Origin of the sequence: Proteus sp. CA142267 (assembly GCF_003336825.1) — a bacterium.
Taxonomy (GTDB): Bacteria; Pseudomonadota; Gammaproteobacteria; order Enterobacterales; family Enterobacteriaceae; genus Proteus; species Proteus terrae.
Window position 1 is genome coordinate 1 of sequence record NZ_QPMG01000012.1, and the last position, 21447, is coordinate 21447.

A 21447-nucleotide genomic window follows, 5' to 3' on the forward strand; every position below is an offset into this window, starting at 1 on the left:
CTTACACCACCAGATTGATGCTCAACTTTATATTCTGCGTAATTATGGATATCACTAAAGCCTAATGTACCTGTATCTAACTGATTATTTTTTGCATCAGCTTTACTGCTGATCACCGCGCCATCAAGTTGGGTATGTTTACCCACGGTAAGATCAAATCCTTGATTGCCTGCAAATAAGCCGGTTTGTTCTTCCACTGAACGGTATTTACTGTCCATTTTATCGCGACTAAACGAGATATTGGCTGAACCTCCCGGTGTGCCCATCACATTGACACTACCACCCACACTTTCGCTCGATTGCTTCGATTTGTAGTCATCAATGGATTGCTGGCTTTCAAGATGTAAATCCCCACCCACTTTCGCAATAACTTTATCACCTTGAGCTTGTGCACCTTTTAGGGTTGTATCTTGACCACTTTGTAAGGTGAGAGTTTGCCCTGCATTTAGCGTCGTATTGGTATAATAGGTGTGATCGCCCTCTTCAAATCCCTTACCTCGGCTACCATTGGCATTAATGTTAACGCCAACACCGCCAGAGCCTACCGTTACACCAACGCCAACAGACGCACTTTTACTTTCGTTTTTGCTGTCTGTTGTTTCTTGGTTTTGTGCTGACTGTAAAGTGATATCGCGGGTAGCTATCAACGAGAGATCGTTGCCAGCTTGCAGTTCACTGCCCGTAACAGTGATATCGCCTGTTTCTTTACCTGTTGCGGTGATAGAGAGGTTTTCACCTGCACTTAAACTACTGCCTTGAGCAATATTTCGTTGGTGTATGGTTTCTGATTCAGACGAGCTTTTACCATAAGAAACATTAGCGCCAATTAACGTTGTGCTTTCATTATCTGTACCTGATTGGGCATTATCTAACGCCACAGCCCCCACTGCTTGAGCCCCCGAAAGCCCAGCTTTGATACTTTGTAAGGTACTAATTTGGCTATCGTCAGTTTCTTTGGCAGCTTTGTATCCCGCAATAGCGCCATTGATAGCACTTCCTGCCGTACCGCTTAGGGCAACCGTCACACCACTTTGTTTACTTTTAGTTCGACTTAATTCGGTATAGCTATTTTCAGAAGAAGAAATATCAACAGAATCCCCAGTAAGAGATATCTCCTTTTTGGCAATCATTTCGCTGCCATCTATAGTGAGATTATCACCCGAATTTATGCGAATATTGCCCTCGGTACTGCCGATTACACTGCCTTTATAAGTAATCGCATCACTGTTATTCAGTTGTTCAAAAGTTGATTTTCCGACGGTAAAACCAATACCGCCAGTACCACCAATCCCTGATTTTTTGATCTTTTCTTCATAAGATTGGAACTCTAATTCTTGTGCCGTTGTTAGTGATAATTGATTACCTGCATCAAGATTAATATCTTGTGTTGCTATAATTTCACTGCCTTGTGCCGTTAAATTATTGCCTGCAGAAACCGAAATTTCATTCCCTTTTAATAGAGAGCCTGTTGCTTGTTTATTATGAATTTCAGCATGTGTCGTGCGTGTTTCCGATGAACCAAACGATTTGTCTTTTGTGACACTATGGGCAATTTGATCAATTGAGGAGTAACCACTATTTAGAGAAATATCATTACCTGCATGTAATCCTAACAGTCCTGTGGCTTGAATATCTGTTGCTGTAAGATGAATATCCTTACCCGATTGCAATGTAATATCACCCGCATAAAGGCGAGAGCCTATCTCTTCTTGCGTCGTTTTATGCAGATAGTTTTTACTATCCCAATCTATATTTTCTTGGCGAACCGTATTGATAGTTCCTAACTCAATATTTTCACCTGCATTTAATAAAACTCGACTATTACCACCGGCTAAAATATCTGTTGCCGTCAGTTCTAAGTTACGTGTTGCCTTTAATGCAATTTCGCCATCAGGCTCAGTTAAATAAATGGCAGCACCACGATTTATCCATTGATTAGTCTCATCACCCTTTGTTGTTGCAGTACTAATAAGAGAATCACCGGCTTGCAAATTAACGCGACTCTGCCCTGCAATTTGGCCACCCTCATTTTTAATATCATGCAACGCTGTTAAATCAACGGTCTTTCCTTTTATAAGACCTTGGTTTATTAAATTATCTGTTGATACTTGTAATCCATTTTTACTTAAAATAGTACCTTGGTTTTTCAGCTCTGGAATATTATTTAAAATAACTTCACTACCTGAAAGCAATGCGCCACTATTTTGCAAATCACCAGGTAATACTCTGGCATAAACTTGTGGCACCAACACTTTTTCAACGGAACCATTAGGTAAAGTGATTTCCCTGCTGGTTAATAGCACCATATCAGCCGTGATCATTGCCATTTGTTCTGGTGTTAGTGTTACACCCGGTTTAATACCAAACTCTTCACTAAAACGAATACCTGCATCCATCAATGCATGATATTGCTGCTCATTATCATTATGCCCATCTAAATATTGATTACCCGTTAATTGGATAATTTGATCGCGTACTATGCGTTGTTCATAGAAACCATCACCAATACGTTTATGTGTATTATTGTGATCAACAGATAATGCATTCTGCATATAATCTGAGCTTAACCACTCTCTTTTATTGGTAAAACGAGAGTCTGTTTCAACAATATATTGACTATCCGTTCCTTTATTTAAGTTAAATAAACGATTCTCAGGTAATTTCAATATTGGTGCTACTGTTTGAATATTAACCTCAATAGTTTTATTTTCTGTTGGTTTATCTAATTGAGGTACTGTAATAATTTTACCGATAGGCTGTTGCACTAAAGGCTGTTTATCTACATGTTTTATTTCAGGTAGGATTAAATTTGGCTGATTAATTTCAGTCTGTTTAATTTCAGTAATAGAGACTTCATCACCTACTTTTAAAGCTTTATTTTCAGCTGTTTTTTGCTCAATAGTTCCATCAAGTTTTTTTGTCTCTATCTTCCCTGATAAGATAAAATCATTTTGTTCAGTCAATAAATTATCTTGATGTTGTGTTAACGACAATTCATTAGCTAATTTCTCGGTACTTTTATCTAAGGTAATAGAAGCAATATTTTCAGTATGAACATCAATACTCTTTTCTTTAATAGTTAGAAGACCAAGCCTTGGCTTAGCTGATATAATAACTTCATCAGTTTTACTTGCTTCTGGACGTTTATCTGACGTTTGATTACTGTTTTCTTTATATTCTAATAAGCCCAATGGCAAATCAGTAACCACTTCAAACGGCCCATATTGAGAATGTGAAGTAGAGCTACTTTTTTTCTTACCTCCTCTACGCTTACCTGGGCGTTTATGCTTTATTGCTGTACCTTCATGGTATTCAATATGTTGCCCAGCAGTTTCTTGATTATTAATATGCATTCCATCAATAATCAGTTTTCCGCCAGCAATAATATGGCTATCTATATTATTTAAATTATCACCTTTTAGTATAATATCTTTGCCCGCTAATATTAATGCGGGATCACGGTGTAATAATTTAGATTCTTCTGTAACGATATTATATTTAAATTCATAAAAATCTTTATATTGTCTACCATTAACATGTAATAAATGTTCACGCGTATTGATGTTGTACCAAATTTTTTCATCATCAGCGTCAAATTTATCACTACTGTAATCAACACCAAATTGATACATTGGAATTTCAGACACTTTTTCAGGATCACTTATTTTTAAATAGAGATCACGATTATTAATTTCTGAAATATGGGCAAACAAATTCCCATTTGCTTCAATTGATGCACTTTCATTATTAAGGACATCAGCAGCGATACTTTCTGGCAGATTTTCGGTATCAAAACCAGCAATTGCCATATCATCGCCACTATAAATCAGGGCATGATTACGATTATTTATCGTATTACTGAAAAGTTGTAAATTTTCACGAGATGCTAATACTGGCGCAATCTCATCAAGTTTCGCACTATTATCAAATTGCTGACTTTTTATATAAATATTATCGCCATATATACGACCACCAACTTGGTTATAGATTGTCGTTGCAATTAAGGAAAGTTTTCCCCCGAAGGCATCAATCAATCCTGTATTGTGCAGATTGTCTGATACTGTAATCGCTAGATTTTTAGCACTCACTTCACCATTACGTTTTTCATACTCATCAACACTTCTTGCAATACGTGCTGTAATGAGCTCATTATTTTTTACAGGTTCATAATTAGTAAAGCTTGTTGCTTTCAGTGAAAGTTGCTCACCTGCATAAATAAATCCACGATTATCAATTCGTTGTTCTGAAGAAAATATTAATGAATCTTGGGCTTTAATTGTGGCATTTTCATCTAATACAAAAGCATTCTTGAGCTGAATTTCACTGTTACCTCCCGAGATAACGTCACCATCGCCGGTTAAATTTTCAGCCCATAAACGAAGCAGTGACGTTGTAGCTAACAGCCCTTTTTTATTATCAATGGCTAAGTTATTTTTTGGTGATCCACCTATAGTTAATTCATTTGCAGAAATCAAACCACTTTGATTATTTAGTTTTTCTGCTGGTATTAATTTTAATAATTCACTCGCCTGAATAACACCTTGATGGTTAAGAAGTTCATTAGTTGAAATATGAATATTACTTGCCTTTAGTCCTAATTCATCATTTTGAGTTTGTTGGTTATCTAGTTTCTGAGCATTGAGGACTAACAAACCTTGAGATTGAACTTGCCCTAATTGGTTATTAAAACCTTGCTCCAACGTAATATTGGTATTATTTCCGCTAACAATACTTCCGTCTTTATTATTTACACTATTTCCTTGAATAAAAAGATCTTTTTTAGATAACAACGTTCCTTGTTGATTATCTAATACTTGTTTATTTAATTGAATATTAAGCTTTTCAATTGCTTGAATATGGCCTTTTTGATTATTTAAGCTACCAATATTTAATTGTGTTTCCGTACCACTAATTACGTTACCTTTAGTATTAATTAGTATTTTTTTATTTGTATTTACTGATAGCTGATTATCGGACTGTAATAATCCTTCTGTATTATCTAATTTTTGAGCACTAATTTTTAAAGTCGATTTTGCATATAATGTACCTTGATTATTCTGTAAATCAGCACTATTAATCGTTACCGCATTATTTGCAGTAATGCTACCGTATTGATTATCTAATATGCCGCTTTTTAGCCAAATATTATTAGAAGAAACTAAATTACCTTCACGATTATTGAATAGAGAATCACCATGATTTATTTTTAATAAACCCAAAGATGAGACTTTTCCTTGAAAATTATTTAGTTGGGAAGTTGTTAAATCTGTTTTTCCCCCAACAGTGACTACCCCCTGTTGGTTATTGATTTTTTCAAGGCTAGTTAGATCTAAATTTCCGACTACTGAAATTAATCCTTCCTGATTATTAAGTTGTTTAACTTTCAGGTTAAGATCATCTTTAGCAACAATACCTGAAGTTGCTTTATTATCAGTATTCTTTAATTCGCCATCAGCATAAATTGTTAATGCTTTTTCCGCATAAATCAGACCTTGATTATTATTAACATCTTTTGTTTGTAATTTCAGCTTATCACTATTACTTGCAATAGTGCCTTTTGTGTTATCGAGTTGTTTTGCTGTAATATCAGCATATTGATCAGATGCAATCTTTCCAAAGTGATTAATCAAATCACCACTATTTATAACCAGTTTAGCTAAGGTACTTATTGTTCCATTTTGGTTATTAATTTTTTGTTGTTGTGCTTTAATGATTAAGTCATTTTTCGCAGTAATTACACCTTTCTTGTTTTCAATTTCTGCTGTGGTCAGATTTAACTTACCATATTGACTACCAAGCTGTGCTTGGTTATTAATCAATTTACCACTTGTGATATTAACGTTATCGTCCGAAACTAATCGTCCTTGAGTATTAATTATATCACCCGTTTTTAGTATCAACGGACCTTTACTAATAATACCTTTAGTCAAGGTTTGGCTATTATCTAATTGATTACTTTGAGTATCTAACGAGAAAGAGCCTGCCGAATAAAGTGTCCCTTTTTGATTGTTTAGTGCTTGTGTTACTAATTTAAGGCCATTAGATTGACTGGCAATTTCGCCATTTTGATTATTTAATCCAAAACTATTAAGTAATAGTGATTTTGCAGAAAATAGATATCCAGACTGGTTATTTAATTTTCCCGTATATAAATTAAGTGTACCTTGGCTAATCACACCTGCATTAGATAAAGAGTTACTATTATCAAATTCATTATCATGAGTGGTAATAGTTAGATTATTATTAGCACTAATTAATCCATTTTGATTATTAATAGCCAGACTTTCAATAGAAACACTCTCTTGCAAGCTCCCTATTTTTCCTTTTTTATTATTAATATCTTGAGTAAAAAGGGATTGCTTTGCTGTCGATATTATTTTTCCATCTTCATTAATAAGATCACCTACATGGATCGTTAACTCTCCTTTGCTAACAATACCGCCATTCTCTTTTGTGTGACTATTATCAAAATGTTGATCATGGGTGTTAATTTCTACATTTTTTATTCCCGTGATTAAGCCTGAATTATTGATTATTTCACCACTATTGATAGTGATATTGTCAGACTGGCTAACTATTACACCCTGCTGATTATCTATTTTCTGTTTGTGGGTATTAATATCCAATAAGGAAAAAGCACTTATTAATCCTGAAGAATTAAATAATGATTGACTGTTTACTATTAATTTTTCAGCTTGGCTTGCTATTGTGCCTTGCTGATTATTAATTTCATTCAAAGATAGCTGATTATCTTTTTTGGCAATCAAACGACCCTGTTGATTATCAAAATTTTTCGCTGTAATTTCAATATTACCATGGCTAATAATACCTAGCTCATCAACTGTTTCATTATTACTGAGTGACTCTTTTAGTATTATTTTGAGTTCTTCTGATGCGTAAACTAATCCTTTGTTATTATTAAGCTGATTTCCTGTTAAGGTTAGATTATTTTGTAAACTAGCAAGTTTTCCTTGTTCACTATTTAATATATTAAAAGTTATCTTTGCTAAGCCTTCAGCACTTAAGTTACCTTGCACATTAAAAATATTACCTGCATTTAATAATAAATTTCCTTTGGTCAAGATCCCCTTATTATTCTTAGTATCGCTGTTATCAATATCATGATCTTGAGTATTAATAAGCATATTATTAAGAGAATAAATCAACCCAGATATATTATTTATAGCAGTTGAGTCTACCGTTAACATGCCATTATCAGCAGATATAATTCCATTATTATTAATTATTTTTTGCTGATGAGTATCAATATTCAGGTCAGTTTTAGCAATTAAATGACCTTTTTCATTATTTAATTCACCACTTTTTAAAATGATATTTTTTTGACTAACAATACCACCACTTTGGCTAGTATCAGTATTATTAATACCATATTTATTGGTATCTAATTCTAAAGTACTTTGTGCTGATATAACACCATAACGGTTATCAATTTTATAGGTATTTAGTGTTACTGATGATTTTTCACTCCCTAAACGCCCTTTGTAGTTAATTAAATCACCCTGAGATAAAATACCGACACTATTTTTCCCAATAATTTCGCCTAATGTATTATTAAATTGGCCATCATTTTCAATCCTAACACTATCACGTCCTTCTATTTTTCCTTCTGTATTATCTATATTATTATCGGAGGTTACCGTGATAGCTTTATTTGAGGAAATCTGCCCCCGAGCATTATTTAAGCTGTTTGTCGTTATATCTAAAGAATGAGTGCTGGATATTTGACCTTGTTGGTTATTTAAATCTCCATCACTCGTAATATTAATTGTATTTTTACCAACTAATTTACCTTTAGTATTATCTATTGCACCGCTTTCAATCGTAAGGTTATGCTTACTAAAAATTTGGCTACTATTTTGTTGGCTTTGATTACTTAAATGTTCACCTTGTGTATTAATAGTAATATCATAAGCACTGATTGAGCCATCATCATTATTTATTGCTTTACTAGTAATAGATAAATTATTATTTAGACTACCTAAAATTCCTTGTTTATTAATAAGATCATTACTTTCTAATATTAATTTTTCACCAGAAACAATACGCCCTTTGGTGCTATCAATATTTCCACTAGTAATAGTTAATAACCCTTGTGCTTCAATACCTTGGTCGTTCTCTTTCGTAAAGTGATTGGTCAATTTATCACTTAACGTTAATAGCAAATTTTTAGAAGAAAAGAGATGGCCTTGAGTGTTATCTAACGATAATCCTTTAAATGTTAAACTCGATAATTCACTAACAATTTTACCTGTATTGTTTTTTACAGTTTGGGTTGTTAAATTTATAGCTTGCTTAGCAAGCATTTGTCCTTGTTGATTATCAAGCTCTCCACTCTCTAGTGTTAATTTTCCTTGACTAACAATACCACCACTCTTTTTTGTCTCACGATTATTGATTATTTGCTGATGGCTATTAATTGTTAAATCTTTACCTGTAATAATTAACCCTTGTTGATTATTAATTTCACCCGTTTTTAAATCTGCACCTTCAGTTAAACTTATTTTCCCTAATTGGTTAATCAAGGTAAATTTACCTGTGTTCAGATCTAACGTTTGTCCATCAATAATACCTTGCCCGTTATCTAGCCCTTCTGTTGTTAACAATACGGTTTTTCCGCCAATATCACCTTTATAGTTATCTAAAACACCCGTATTTAATTTTAGTTTTTGACTGGCCTGAATACCTTGATTATCTTGTGTATCCCGATTAATAAGCTTTTGTTTATTAGTATTTATTGTAATATTTAATGCGTGTATTAATCCTGAAGTATTATTCCAGCCTTGAGTCTCAGCAGTAAAATTCGCCTTAGTTGCTATTTGACCTTTTAGGTTATTGACTGTTTTTCCTTGTAAGTCAATTGTTTTTCTGGCATTAATAACGCCTTGAATATTATTAATATTTCCTGTTAGTAAATTTAATGCAATACGGCTAATTATGCCGCCTGAATGCTGGGTATTTTGATTATTTAATGTATATCCTTTGGTATCAATCCACATGTTACTTTCAGATTGGATACTACCTTCACTATTATCGATACCTTTTGCTGTAAAATGGAGCGTATCTTGAGCAAGAATAATGCCTTTTTTATTATTCGCCTCGTTACTCAACATTATATTTAATGTATTCGCACCAATTTCACCTTGCTGATTGTTCAATCGACCTGCTTGGATTTGACTATCTTCAGACGTAATAATCTTACCTGAATGATTATTCAGCTCATTCATTAAGGTAAGTGAAATATTTTTTTCAGCCTGTACAAGACCTTTTGAATTATCTAATTGACCTGCATCGATTTTATTCTGAGCAGTTGCAATTAATTTACCTTCAGTATTGATCAAGTCTTGTTGCGTTGTTATAGCAAGATCATTATTTAATGTTCTGATTTCGCCTTGATTATTATTAATTATACTTGCTTTAAGCGTTAACTGATCTTGAGTCTGGATTTTACCTTGTTGATTACTGAGTGTTTGTTTAACTGTAATAAATGTTGTCTTATCTCCTGTTTGCTTTAAGGTCGCATTATCATGATTCAGATTAGTTGCAGTAATAGTTATATTATCAGCCTGCGTTGTTGCTTTTTCTAAATCAAGCAGTTGACCTTGTAAAGATAAGTCTCCTGCTGATAATAATGTTCCCTCTCTTCCAGAAAGATGCTGGGTTTCTATAGCTAATAACCCTTGTTTGGGTAAAGAAATAATACCTTGCTGGTTATTCAGTTCGGTTGTTTTTACTATTAATTGATTACCTAAACTTTGAATATTTCCTTTTTGGTTTTTTAATATTTGGTTGTTAAAAGTCAGCACACCTCGTGCGTTAATTTCACCTTGTTGATTATTTAACTCATTTGCATTGAAAGATAATTCACGAGAGCCTGTTTGTGTAATTTTCCCCTTGGTATTATCAATCAATTGAGGTGCTGTAAGTGAAACCGTCTCACCTTTAATTTCACCGTGGCGATTTGAGATATAAGTACCCGCATCAAGCACTATATTTTCAGCATTAACCTGAGCTGAGTCAGAAGTTACGTGGCCTTCTGCCGCTTTTACTTGCAGTGATTTACCCTGAGTATGACTATTTGAAAGATCAATACTCTTAGCATTAAAAGCAATATTACTACTACTTAAATGTTGGCCCGCAGAATTTAATTCGTCCTTTATATTTAATGTCAACGTTGCAGGTTTTGAGATATTACTTTTATTATCAACGCCAGCACCTAACTGGCTTTTTTTCTCTGCTAAATAATTTTTAGCATCAATCTGAATATTTTCTTGTGCAAGAAATTTACCTGCTTCCGCTTGAGAAACAGTTCCTTTTGCATCAACTTGAATATTATTTTTAGCTTGTAACGTACCACTATTTGCTAAATGGTTTTCAACAGTAACATTTAGGTTTTGCTTACCAACGATAGATCCCTGATTGTTAAGGCTCGTTGTTTTTATATCTAATTCTGAATAAGATTGGATTTTACCACTATTAACTAACTGCCCATTTTCATTAAGAGTTAAACCACCAATATCAGCACCAATTTCTCCAGCATTATGTACACCTACACCATGCTCAGTACCAACAAGCTTTATTTTATTGGCATACATACCCCCAACCAGTGCAACATCGATTGCATAGTCAGTTTGTTTTTCAGCTTTATCATCTTGATTTACAATATTACCTTCGTTATCTAATATATTTTTCCCTGTCGTAATTTCTAATTTATTAGCTTGAAGACGTGAGTTTACTTCTACTGCTCGCGCTAAAATACGCGTGTAATCACTCGCTGTATCATTTAATCCATTTCCTGAAATAACAATTTTACCATTGTTAATTTCATATCCAGTGATTGCACCATCTTGCGTTAGTGCATTACCTGCAACTAATGTGGTATTTACTGCATTAATAAAGCCACAACCTTGGCAACTGATCCCTGCTGGGTTTGCAATAATAATTTCAGCACGTTGGCCTGCAACCTCAATAAAACCATTTAATTGGCTCGGATTTTGGCTATTAATTTCATTTAAAATAACTTTAGCTTCACCATTAACGAGCCAAGGATTGCCTGTTATCATTCCTGCTAACTGAGTTTGCGTATCTTGCAAACTGTTATTTAAAATTGCGCCCTTATTATCGACATCAAATTGTGTAAATTGGTTACGAGAAACACCATGTTGATTCGGTTGCTGAATGTTAACTTGAGCAAGCCCATTACTTGTTTGTAATACCGTTGCTTGTTGATTTTGGGGCGCATGTTGATCAGCAATAATTTGACTTGCTTGTGCTGAAAAACTCACTAATCCCTGCATTAACAGTAAAATAAAGGCCACACTATTAAGTGATGTACGAATAGGCGATGAAATAATATTATTTCGTTTATTATTTTCACCACTTGATTTAGTTAATTCAGAAACGACAACCATTAACTGTCGTGTACGATTATAAATAACGCGATAACATAATTTATTCATGTGTTAGATCCTTGCCATCAAGACAACAAAATTTTATTTGATTATTATTTTTTATTTAATATTTGAGTTAATTCTGTATTTAATAATTAAAATTAATACTAAATCCCAAATTAACATGATCCGTTTTAAAGCCATCAGGTTTAGATAATGGCGTGCCAATAAATGAATCATATTTTATTGTGGATGAAAATAACGAACCTTTTATACCCACAACACCACCAGCAAGATGTTTACCTAATAATCGAGGATTATCCGTATTTGTTTTTAACTCACCATAGTCCGCACCAAGGTAAATAAACTGTTCTGTTGCAGGATATCGCCAACTCAATGTATTTTGTAAAAACCAACCTTCATTTGCACTTAGCGTTCTTTCACCATCAAATCCACGAATAGACCAACGATTACCAATTGCAAATTGATCAATGGGGGTTAATGCATCGTGAGTCATTTGTTTGCGATAGCTTGCTTGGTATTTAAATTGCTGTTGGGCAATAGATATTGGAATATCTAATTCAGCTCGCCACGTTAAAATATTCGCTTTATCTGTTGCATAGTAATTATCAAGATACTTTTCTTCGTAAGCCGCCATTGAACCAAACCAGCGAGTTCCTTTTTGGTAATTTATACTACCGTCCAAAGTCCCAAAGCTAAAATATTGACGATGAGAGAGATTCACTAGCCAATGGCTCACTCGTCGGCGTTGTATTTCAATTTCGGTATTATCAATATAATTTCGTAATACTTTGGCTTGAACACCATAACGTAATGTTGTTTTACTATTTTGATTACGAAAGAGAATGTATGACACACCTGCATTAACGCTATCACTTTCTCCTGAATAGAGAATATCTTTAATGTGACCAGCTACTGTCTGAGAGTAATCATATTTAGAGACGTTAATATCGAATAACCAATAGCCCAAAGGCACTGAATAATGCGCCATAATATTTTGATTATTCTTACTACCAACAAAGTCTAAATCACGTTCTGTTGATAAATAGAACAAATCACTCAGCGCTAAAGGATTATCTAGTGCGAACATTAAACCACCTTGATAACGCCCTGTTGCAGGTGATCCGGCATCATTTATCCACAATGAAGTATGCCAGAAACGAGATTGTTTTCGTTTTATCACAATGTCGCTTTCGCCTGCATTTTCACCTGGCTTAATTTCCATTTCTGCACTAACAACCGGTAATCGTTGCAGATTTTCTAACCCTTGTTCAATATCTCGTAAATCAAGTAGTTGTTTTTTATGTGCAGGCATACTGGTATACAGCAAGGCGTATTTATCAGAGTCATCTGTAAACTTAACATTGCGAATAATGCCGGGAACTATTGTTAGATATAAAGTTCCGCGACTAATATCTTGTTCAGGTACAACAATACGCGTGGTGATCCACCCATGCATTAATAGCCGATTTTGCATACGAGTCACTAAAGCGTTTATTCCTTTTACCCCCAAACATTGTCCTATAAATTCAGTTTTTAAAAGGGATAAATTAACCCAATGGGGAATAACTTCGGCATTTGTTATTTCAATGTGCTCTATTTGGAAACAAAGCTTTTCTTCTGTCTTATTCTCTGTTTCTTCATATTTGCCAATATCAAAATATATATTAGGTATTTCAGGTGTTAATTGTTGGTAAAGCGCTTCTTGTTGGCTTTGATTATGCTGTTGTTGCTGATTAAAGATTTCAGTCGCTTTTTCAGAAGCATCTGCTGAAGATATGGGAATATTAAATAGCGTAAAAAACACCCATAAATTTAAAAAGAGTATAATTTTTTTCATATTGCGCAATAAATAGAGTGTGTGATTTTAATTGTATTTAAGATACATCTAATCTTTAGCATTATTAATATTAAAATATATAAAGTAAATATCAAAAAACGAATAACAAATAAAATACCGCAACTTTGACAATATAAAGATTAAAAAAATCAACTTATGTTAAAAAATTAGCCTTATATAATCAAAGAAATCACTTAATAAATTAATTAATATTAATCTTAATTAATTATAAAAATTAAAATAAATTGCACTTTAAATTAAATCATAGCCTTTTATTTAGTTTAAATAACTTGAATTGAAATAATTTATTTATTATTGAAATGTCTATTCGAGTTAAAATAAACTCTTAGCTTAAATCAATAGAAATAAAAACATCTTCCATAAAAAAGTGGACCTTAAGGTCCACTTTTATTTTTCTTTTCTAACTTTGTGATTTTTATCCACGGACAAAAATATTCACATCTACTTTTCCGCGGTATTCACCTGCTTTTGTCCCATCTGGTTTGCAAAGAGCCCATTTGATACCAAATATATCAGGTTGATTATTCCCCATATTGGTTCCACTTAGCTCAATATCAGTATTATTGAACTTTAATAAGTTGTTATTATTTTCATCAGCACATTTTAAGTTCGGTGTTGAAGTTTGCTTATAAGGTAATCCTATAACCCAAGGCTTTTTGTTAGATACAGTACCATTAATAGGAGCTAAGACTAATTTATTTACATTACTTGGATCTAAACTTCCCTCTTTAATCACCGCTGACATATTTACAGGGTTACCTGTACCACCACAGGATAATGTAAATACAGAGTCTTTAATGACTTCATTTGTAAATGTCATATTTTCATTAATTTGTTGATTAGATACCCCAGTAACAGCACAAGAACGTTTTACTGTTACATCTGCAATTACGTTAACTTGTGCAAAAAAGTCACCATTAGCACTCCGACCAAAACTACCTACATAAAAAGGAGTGCCTTTATACGTTAACTTACCTGGCGTTAAATTAGCATCAATATAAACAGGAAATGAACTTGGTGTTGTGACACTAACAACTTTTGAGCCACCACCAGGAACTGCTGTCGTTGCATAATTATGTGGCACAAAACATACATTAATGCTAGATGATTCTTCATCAACAAGATTAGTGTTCACCTGAAAAAATTGTCCAGAATAAGCACTTTGATAATTAGAACTAAAATTAGATAAACTGACATTGAAGTTAAATTGTGGTGTTACATAAACTGCCGTATTTGTATTATTGGCATGCGTTAATTTTAGACCGTATTTATTAGTTTGCCCTGGAATTTTAGAGACAAATGTAGCATCACATCTCGTTTTTGACTGACTTAAAGAAATAATCGCATACTTAGTATCCCAAGAAGAGTTACTGCTAGTATCATAAACAGGACTCCCAGGAAAACTACTAGTCCCAGTCAATGTACCATTTATATATTGAACTTGAGTGGGGCTAATATTCATATCAATTACCCCAGTTAAGTTTAATGTCATAGCACCCCTATCTGTTCCAGCTAAAACATTAAATGACGAAGTCATTAATACTGAAGTTAGTGATGCCATCATTAAATTACGCATTTTCATTGTTATGCATCCACCTATAAAATAAGGATTATTTTTTATTGGCAAGAAAGAGATAAAATTCTTATTGGTTGCTTACTATTGACTTCAATATCGCTTAAGCCATTATATGAAACGTTGCAACTTTGCTGGTTTTTATTACCCCATTTCACTAACAGTGTGCCATTATCAGGAAGTCCACTCATATAAAGCTGGCCATTTTCACCAACAATACCTGTATTCAAATCATTAGGATTATCAGCATCAATTAACGTAGCAATAGCGCCAAATGGGACAACACTTTTATTCTGAGAAAGATTTAAAATAGCCTGGAAACCAATCTTTGTTTTAAAGGTAACCTTAACAATAGCGCCTTTTGTCGGAACTACATTTTGAGATGTGGATTGTAGAGTCGTATTATCAGGCAATGTATTTACATTTAATGCAATTGTGTTTTGGCGATATTCTGTAAGATACGGTGATAACGCATATCCCTGTCCATTAATCGCACCATTTCCTGAACTTAATTCAGTGCCTTTTGCTCCAGGTGCTTCAACAATGGCCATACTATTGCCCATACTTCTACCTAGCAATAAACCACCTGAATGTAAAAGTAAACCACCATTCATGCTGCCATTAACATTATAATAGTCACTTGAATAATTATAATTTAGAGAGGATGTACCGTAGTTACCTGAATAATTAGCATATGCTGAGCCATTATTAGATTGGCCTTGGTTAGCCCAAGATTGAGAAATACCATAAGATAAGGAGTTATCAAATGCACTACCAGATAATCCGACTTGCTGGTTAGTTCTTCCATTATTATCATGGTTTATCATGTAAGTACTATTAAAATTGCTGAGCGCAGGCGAATTACTAAACACACTAAATGGAACGCTCACATTAAAACTAATTTGCCTATTTTCAGGCCAGCTATCATCTGATTTTATTCTATCAATACTGTAATTAACGCCAAAGTTAATACCACGAATATTGCCATTATATCCTGTCGTAAGTTGAGTAACATTCTTATCTTGTTCCCAATAATTATAACGGCTACCAGATAAATAAATACTACCGTACTGACCTAATGATTGTGATAATGACGTTGTAAAACGACTTTTTTCTCGTTCACCTAACCACGGTGAAGTACCTTCTTTTAACCGATAATCTTCCGTATTAAATTGATTAAAATCGTAATAATCTTTAGTTGAAAAACGTAATGCCGTTAAGTCAACAGAGGTTCCTGTCGTGGTCATATTCTTAGAATAGCGAAATCGATAAGATTGCCCATTTTGGGAGCCAATTGTATTAAAGTCAGCATGAGCATGTGTGATATCTGTAGACAGAGCCCCCCAATTACCTAATGAAATTCCTATCCCAGAAGAAATAGCGTAATAATCTTTCGCACCTAATAACCCACCATAAAGAGTAACATCATGAGGTAAACCATAAATACCACTGGCAAGTAGAAAATCTGCTTTTTTAGAACCAACCGTTGTGCCACCATCAAATCGTCCAGTACTAATTTCATATTTCCAACCACCCGGTCTTAGCATTACGGGTAATGATGAAAAAGCAACTGTAAATGTCCTTTCTGAACCATCTTCTTCTTTCACTGTGACATCCAAGTTCCCTCCTGAGCCACTCGCGTAAAGATCAGTTATTTTAAATGCGCCGGGTGCAACATAAGTTTGATAAATAACATTCCCATTTTGTCGGATAGTAATTTGGGCATTAGATTGAGCAATCCCACTCACATCTGGAGCAAAACCTTGTTGACTCGCTGGCAACATCTGTTCGTTAGAAACTAAACGCATACCTTTCATTGGTATACTATCAAAGACATCATTTCCGGTTGTAGTTTCACCAATAATAAATTCCGATCGTAAAGAATAAAGATTACGAGAAAGATATGTATTAGAAAATTTATTACTATTATTACTTTGAGTCTCTACATTATTTGAATTTCGGGTATACGTCTGTGTCATTGTCGAACGTAAACGCCAATCATAAAGATTAAAACCAGCTCTTAGTTGAGCAAAGAAATTATCATTTTTTTGTTTTCCATTATTATTAACTTTATCAAAATGGCTATCGTTAGAAGAATGTCCTCCACTAAACATATAATTGATAAACATGGCAGAAACACCACTATCAAAAGAGGCGGGATCAATATAGCCAACAACATCATTGGACATAACAATTTGAGGAAAACTAGTGATTAGTTTTAATTCTGCTAAATTTACTTTTATTAATGCATCAGGAATATATTCATTAATATCATAAATCACTTGATCGCTTTTTAACATATTTAACTTAGGTATCACCTTCGTATTAACACCTAATTCATCTAATAACTCTCGTGTTATTTCAGGCACTACTTTATTATTAGGCCCTTTTACCAAATTAATAATGAACTCACCATTATTATTACTATTGACATAAACTAATAAAGATATTTTACCTTCAGGTAACGCATCTTTTTGTGAAAATTGGCTTAAATCAATTTCATTTGCAGATGCACCTAATTGCCCATCAAGTAATGCAGGATCAAAATAATCCTCTGCAAAAGAATTAAATGAGAACAAAATAAGTGATGTAAAAAAACTGTATCTAAACATTGTCATTGATTTATTCATTTTTACACTCTTAACCTTTAGCTTTATAAAAACATATATTTTTATAAATTTATTAATTTACTGTTTTCATTTTTTCATCTAATGGGAACATAAACTCATCTAATACTTGCCAATGAATAGATGTAACATTTTTTTTATTAAAAAATAAGTATTCTTGTGTACCAAATGGAGGTACATTTTTCGATAACTCTTGCAGCTCGATCTCTTTTCCATTTATTTTTATTGTGTTAAAAGCCAAATAAATAGGTGAATCATTTTTAGCAATTATCTTATTACCATCAATTGATAATGATAATTTTTTTTCTGCATCTTTTATTTTTATACCTTCAAGAGATTTTGGCCGATAATAGACTTTAAAGTTTAATGCTCTAATAAAGTTCATCTGCACATTTGGAGTTTCTTCAGATGTGGATGGTATTAATCGAAATTGAGAAATATAAACACTCTCTCTATCTGTTGGTAATGCACTTTCTGAGCCAGTAAACTTAATTACCCACTCATAGTATTCTTCAGGTTCTATTTTTTGTAACAGAGGAGTTAAAATAAAAGGAGGGTTTTCTTTTTTATCAATTAATTGTAAACCCGTGGATTCATCTAACCATCTCATACTCGCTTGAACGAGATACGCTTTTTTTTCATTATTTCTTAAGCCGATAGAAATGCTTTTACTACCTTCATTATATGTCATTCTTTGTAATGAAAATTCAAATGCATTATTAGCAGACCATGCTAATTGGCAATAAAAAAAACCTAATATCAAAGTAGTAATAGAAAAAACACGACTATTTAAAACATTCATTTCATTAGTCCTTATATTTGAATTCTTTTGATAATTCACCATAGTCGTTAATTACATGCCAACTAGCTTCTTTTATTGATAACTCTACCAATTCAGCTTTGCTATAAGGTGCTAACAAGAGAGTTTTATTATATTTTTCATTATTAACTTTAATTGATGTTAATGTCATATAATATGGCGTTGGGTTATCTAAAAACCACTTTCCTTCCTTTTTTTTAATAAAAATTTTTTTGTAATCTTGTTCTGAAGGCCTTGTTATATTTTCAGGTCGATAAATTACTTTAATCACAAAATTAGTTATTAATACTAATTTTGATTCCTGTGATTCACTTTCATTAGGTCGTTTAGTAGAAGGGATAATTTTTGTATTCAAATAAAAGAGTGACTCTTTTTCATTGGGTAAATCTTGAGTATCTTTTAATAAAATACGTAAAGATGATACGCTCCTATTTTCTAAACGAAACACAGGAGGAGTAACGATAAAATTAGATGACAAATTTCCATCAATTTTTTCAGTAACGCCAGCTTGTATTAAATAAGGTTGATTATCATCATTAGAAATATATATACTTTCACTTGAACTACCTTCAGAAAAAATAACGCGTGTTTTTCCTAAACTAACCCCTTGAGCGTTAGCGTTAAAATAACTAAAGGCTAATATTAAAATCATGGAAATTTTTATAATAAAATTATTCATATAATATCTTAATCAACGATATACGAAAAAGTTAACGTTGCCGAAAACTCTCCAGATTCGGGATCACAAACTGTGGGATCTTTGCATTTGACATAGGTATAGAGTGTTTTTTCTAATTTATCTTTACTTATGTTATTCCAAACCGTATCTTCAGATTTAAAAAAATCCGTATTAATATTAGATTGAGCAACATTATTTTTACTTGATACTCTGATACCAAAACTTTTATTGAGATCATCATTAAAAGTAATCGTATTTAAAGTACTTTTTGCCTTCATCGTCACATAAGTATCAAAAAAGTCATTCGTTTTACAGTCACTCAATAATACCTTTATTGGAATAGGTTCTATAAGATTATTTTTAATTTTATTCGATTGAATACTACCAAAATCAACTTCATTGTTACTTGTTCCTGAAACTGAGAGCTTACAGGTCTGTTTATCAATCGTCACTTTAAAATCAAATTCAACACTTTGAGCACTGAAACTAATAAAGAGTGCTGGTGTAATAAATAAACTTAACAAACTCCTTTTCAATAGAAATATATTCATATTTACTTTCTCAAGGTTGTATAAGTGTTAATGCTAATATTGCTTTTAGCGTACCGGGATTAACCGCTGAACTGTCTTTCTTAACGAGCTCGACTTCAAAATCTTTATTTTTATTACCATTTCCCGTTGTAATATAAACAGAACTTGTTCCAGAGTTAAAATTAATTAAAGAACAATGATCACCTTTACAGTCGTATAGAGCAAAACTCGCATTAGTTGGATTATTCATCGGCGATATTTTGTTATTTGCAATTTGTGTTCCAGATCCCGCTTTTATAACAACTTCCATATCTGGTGTTTCATTAACATAATCTTGACAAAGATAGTTAACAGAAAAAGGTATTTTGTTTTCTTCTTTTACACCTATTTCATCAACATTTTGCATTAATGTTGATTGAGAAAATTTCACTGTTTGGTCTGATAAAGTAAAAGCACATGTACCTTTTGTTACTGAGCCTTTTACGATGACAACCGCAGAATCATCAACAGCGCTATATCCATAAAAAGAGATACAAGTTAATAATGCGCCCAATACAATTGGTTTAAAATGTGGCTTTATGTTCATTAAATCCACCTAAATCATCTATTGTACGCCATTGAACACTTCCTTTATTTACACCTGTAGGTAAGGCATATTTTATCGAGCTATAAGGTGCGATCATGGCATTGTTATTAGCCAAACTAACATCTAGCTTTATATTGTTGACAGAGAACCCAGCAAAATTGATGTAATAAGGGGAATTATTGACTACCTTTAATTGTTTTCCTTCCACACTGAATCCTAATTTCTTTTGCGCATCTTCTGATGTCATCGGTAAGTTTTTAGGTCGGTAGAAAAACTTTATGACATTATCAAATCCTACACTTAGGCCTGCTGTATCAGAATTATTGCTTTGTCCAGGGATCATCTTTGCATGAAAATAAAAGATACTTTCTCTATCTTTCGGTAAAGAATTACTCATGGCATAAATTTTCACTTCATGCCTTGATAAACTATTAATTCTAAAAAGAGGAGGAGTGACTTGAAATACAATTGGGTTTTCATCAGAGGAAATATAGGCTTGTACCAAATAATTTATTTTTGGTTCTTCATTACGAACGATGACACCTACACTATTCTCACCTTCAGGATAAATAATACGTGTAGCGTTTAAACCCACTCCTTTAGAATAAGCAAATGGAGATATAATCATTAGTAAAATAACAAAAAATTTTCTTATTCTATTTGTAATTTTAATCATTATATTTCTTCTTTAATGAGAGGCTCTATTAGATAGAGCCTCTAAAAATTAAGTAATATTAGTTATAAGCAACAGTAAAAGTAACTGGTACTTTTAATTCATCACTTGTTACTGCACCATTTGTTAAATACAGACCAGCAGTCATCGGAATACGACCAGTGCCGTCTTTAATGATCTCTTGTCCTAATTTCAGACCTGTTTCAACATTTGGTTTAACTAAAGTATTACTTGCTGTTGCTAACAATTTTACAGCTAAAGAAGCTGCTGTTGCGTTAGCAAACATTTCAGAATCAAAGTTTGATTTATTACCACGAGCATAAAGATTGATTGTTCCATCAGCTGCTAATGCTGCTGTACAATTAGAAAGCTCTAAATTAAACGTCTTGTTATCTCCTAATTGATCACCGACGTTTTTGCCAGTCACTTCATCACTTGTGAAGGTTCCCCAATCAATTCTAGAACCTTCTGTTGTTGAAGAAACATCACAACTTGCGGCACGAATTAATGCTTCGAATGACACCGTTGTGCCCTGTGTTGCAGCAAAAGCATTACCTGCAACCATAAATCCAGACAACACGATAAACGGAGCAACTTTCTTAATTAAAGACATATTGTTACCTTTCGTTTTTAAATAAATCGCCTATTGGAATTAGTATTATTCCCTTA

At 33.0% G+C, this 21447-nt stretch carries 10 protein-coding genes; all 10 read right to left on the reverse strand.

Annotation, left to right across the window (positions count from 1 at the left end; genetic code table 11):
- The coding region (locus C0T34_RS16090; RefSeq protein WP_109850460.1) for a hemagglutinin repeat-containing protein at positions 1-11477 on the reverse strand (11477 nt) is incomplete at its 3' end.
- Between the two features lie 79 nt (positions 11478-11556).
- Complete coding sequence (locus C0T34_RS16095; RefSeq protein WP_098943417.1) at positions 11557-13269, reverse strand: ShlB/FhaC/HecB family hemolysin secretion/activation protein; 1713 nt, start codon at positions 13267-13269, stop codon at positions 11557-11559.
- A 436-nt stretch (positions 13270-13705) separates the two neighbouring features.
- Entirely contained in the window at positions 13706-14872 is a 1167-nt protein-coding gene (locus C0T34_RS16100) for a hypothetical protein (protein WP_109850461.1), read from the reverse strand.
- A 35-nt stretch (positions 14873-14907) separates the two neighbouring features.
- Positions 14908-17493 (reverse strand): fimbria/pilus outer membrane usher protein, encoded by a 2586-nt coding sequence (locus C0T34_RS16105; RefSeq protein WP_233063843.1) that lies wholly within the window; start codon positions 17491-17493, stop codon positions 14908-14910.
- A 52-nt stretch (positions 17494-17545) separates the two neighbouring features.
- Positions 17546-18292, reverse strand: a complete 747-nt coding sequence (locus C0T34_RS16110) for a molecular chaperone (protein WP_162556839.1) — start codon at positions 18290-18292, stop codon at positions 17546-17548.
- Between the two features lie 4 nt (positions 18293-18296).
- Positions 18297-18989, reverse strand: a complete 693-nt coding sequence (locus tag C0T34_RS16115) for a molecular chaperone (protein WP_098943423.1) — start codon at positions 18987-18989, stop codon at positions 18297-18299.
- Between the two features lie 8 nt (positions 18990-18997).
- On the reverse strand, positions 18998-19540 hold the full coding sequence (locus C0T34_RS16120) for a fimbrial protein (RefSeq protein ID WP_098943425.1): 543 nt from the start codon (positions 19538-19540) through the stop codon (positions 18998-19000).
- A 10-nt stretch (positions 19541-19550) separates the two neighbouring features.
- A complete protein-coding gene (locus C0T34_RS16125) occupies positions 19551-20105 on the reverse strand; it encodes a fimbrial protein (RefSeq protein WP_109850462.1) in 555 nt (184 codons plus the stop codon).
- Positions 20083-20781, reverse strand: a complete 699-nt coding sequence (locus tag C0T34_RS16130) for a molecular chaperone (protein ID WP_109850463.1) — start codon at positions 20779-20781, stop codon at positions 20083-20085. The genes C0T34_RS16125 and C0T34_RS16130 overlap by 23 nt, the downstream gene beginning before the upstream one ends.
- A 58-nt stretch (positions 20782-20839) precedes the next feature.
- Positions 20840-21391 carry a type 1 fimbrial protein gene (locus C0T34_RS16135; RefSeq protein ID WP_098943431.1) on the reverse strand — a complete coding sequence of 184 codons (552 nt, stop codon included), beginning with the start codon at positions 21389-21391 and terminating at the stop codon, positions 20840-20842.
- Positions 21392-21447: the final 56 nt, after the last annotated feature.

Excerpts from the sequence above, each read along its gene's own strand:
- C0T34_RS16095 (WP_098943417.1), bottom strand. The coding sequence starts at position 13,269 with ATGAAAAAAATTATACTCTTTTTAAATTTATGGGTGTTTTTTACGCTA.
- C0T34_RS16100 (WP_109850461.1), bottom strand. The coding sequence starts at position 14,872 with ATGAAAATGCGTAATTTAATGATGGCATCACTAACTTCAGTATTAATG.
- C0T34_RS16105 (WP_233063843.1), bottom strand. The coding sequence starts at position 17,493 with ATGAATAAATCAATGACAATGTTTAGATACAGTTTTTTTACATCACTT.
- C0T34_RS16110 (WP_162556839.1), bottom strand. The coding sequence starts at position 18,292 with ATGAATGTTTTAAATAGTCGTGTTTTTTCTATTACTACTTTGATATTA.
- C0T34_RS16115 (WP_098943423.1), bottom strand. The coding sequence starts at position 18,989 with ATGAATAATTTTATTATAAAAATTTCCATGATTTTAATATTAGCCTTT.
- C0T34_RS16120 (WP_098943425.1), bottom strand. The coding sequence starts at position 19,540 with ATGAATATATTTCTATTGAAAAGGAGTTTGTTAAGTTTATTTATTACA.
- C0T34_RS16125 (WP_109850462.1), bottom strand. The coding sequence starts at position 20,105 with ATGAACATAAAGCCACATTTTAAACCAATTGTATTGGGCGCATTATTA.
- C0T34_RS16130 (WP_109850463.1), bottom strand. The coding sequence starts at position 20,781 with ATGATTAAAATTACAAATAGAATAAGAAAATTTTTTGTTATTTTACTA.
- C0T34_RS16135 (WP_098943431.1), bottom strand. The coding sequence starts at position 21,391 with ATGTCTTTAATTAAGAAAGTTGCTCCGTTTATCGTGTTGTCTGGATTT.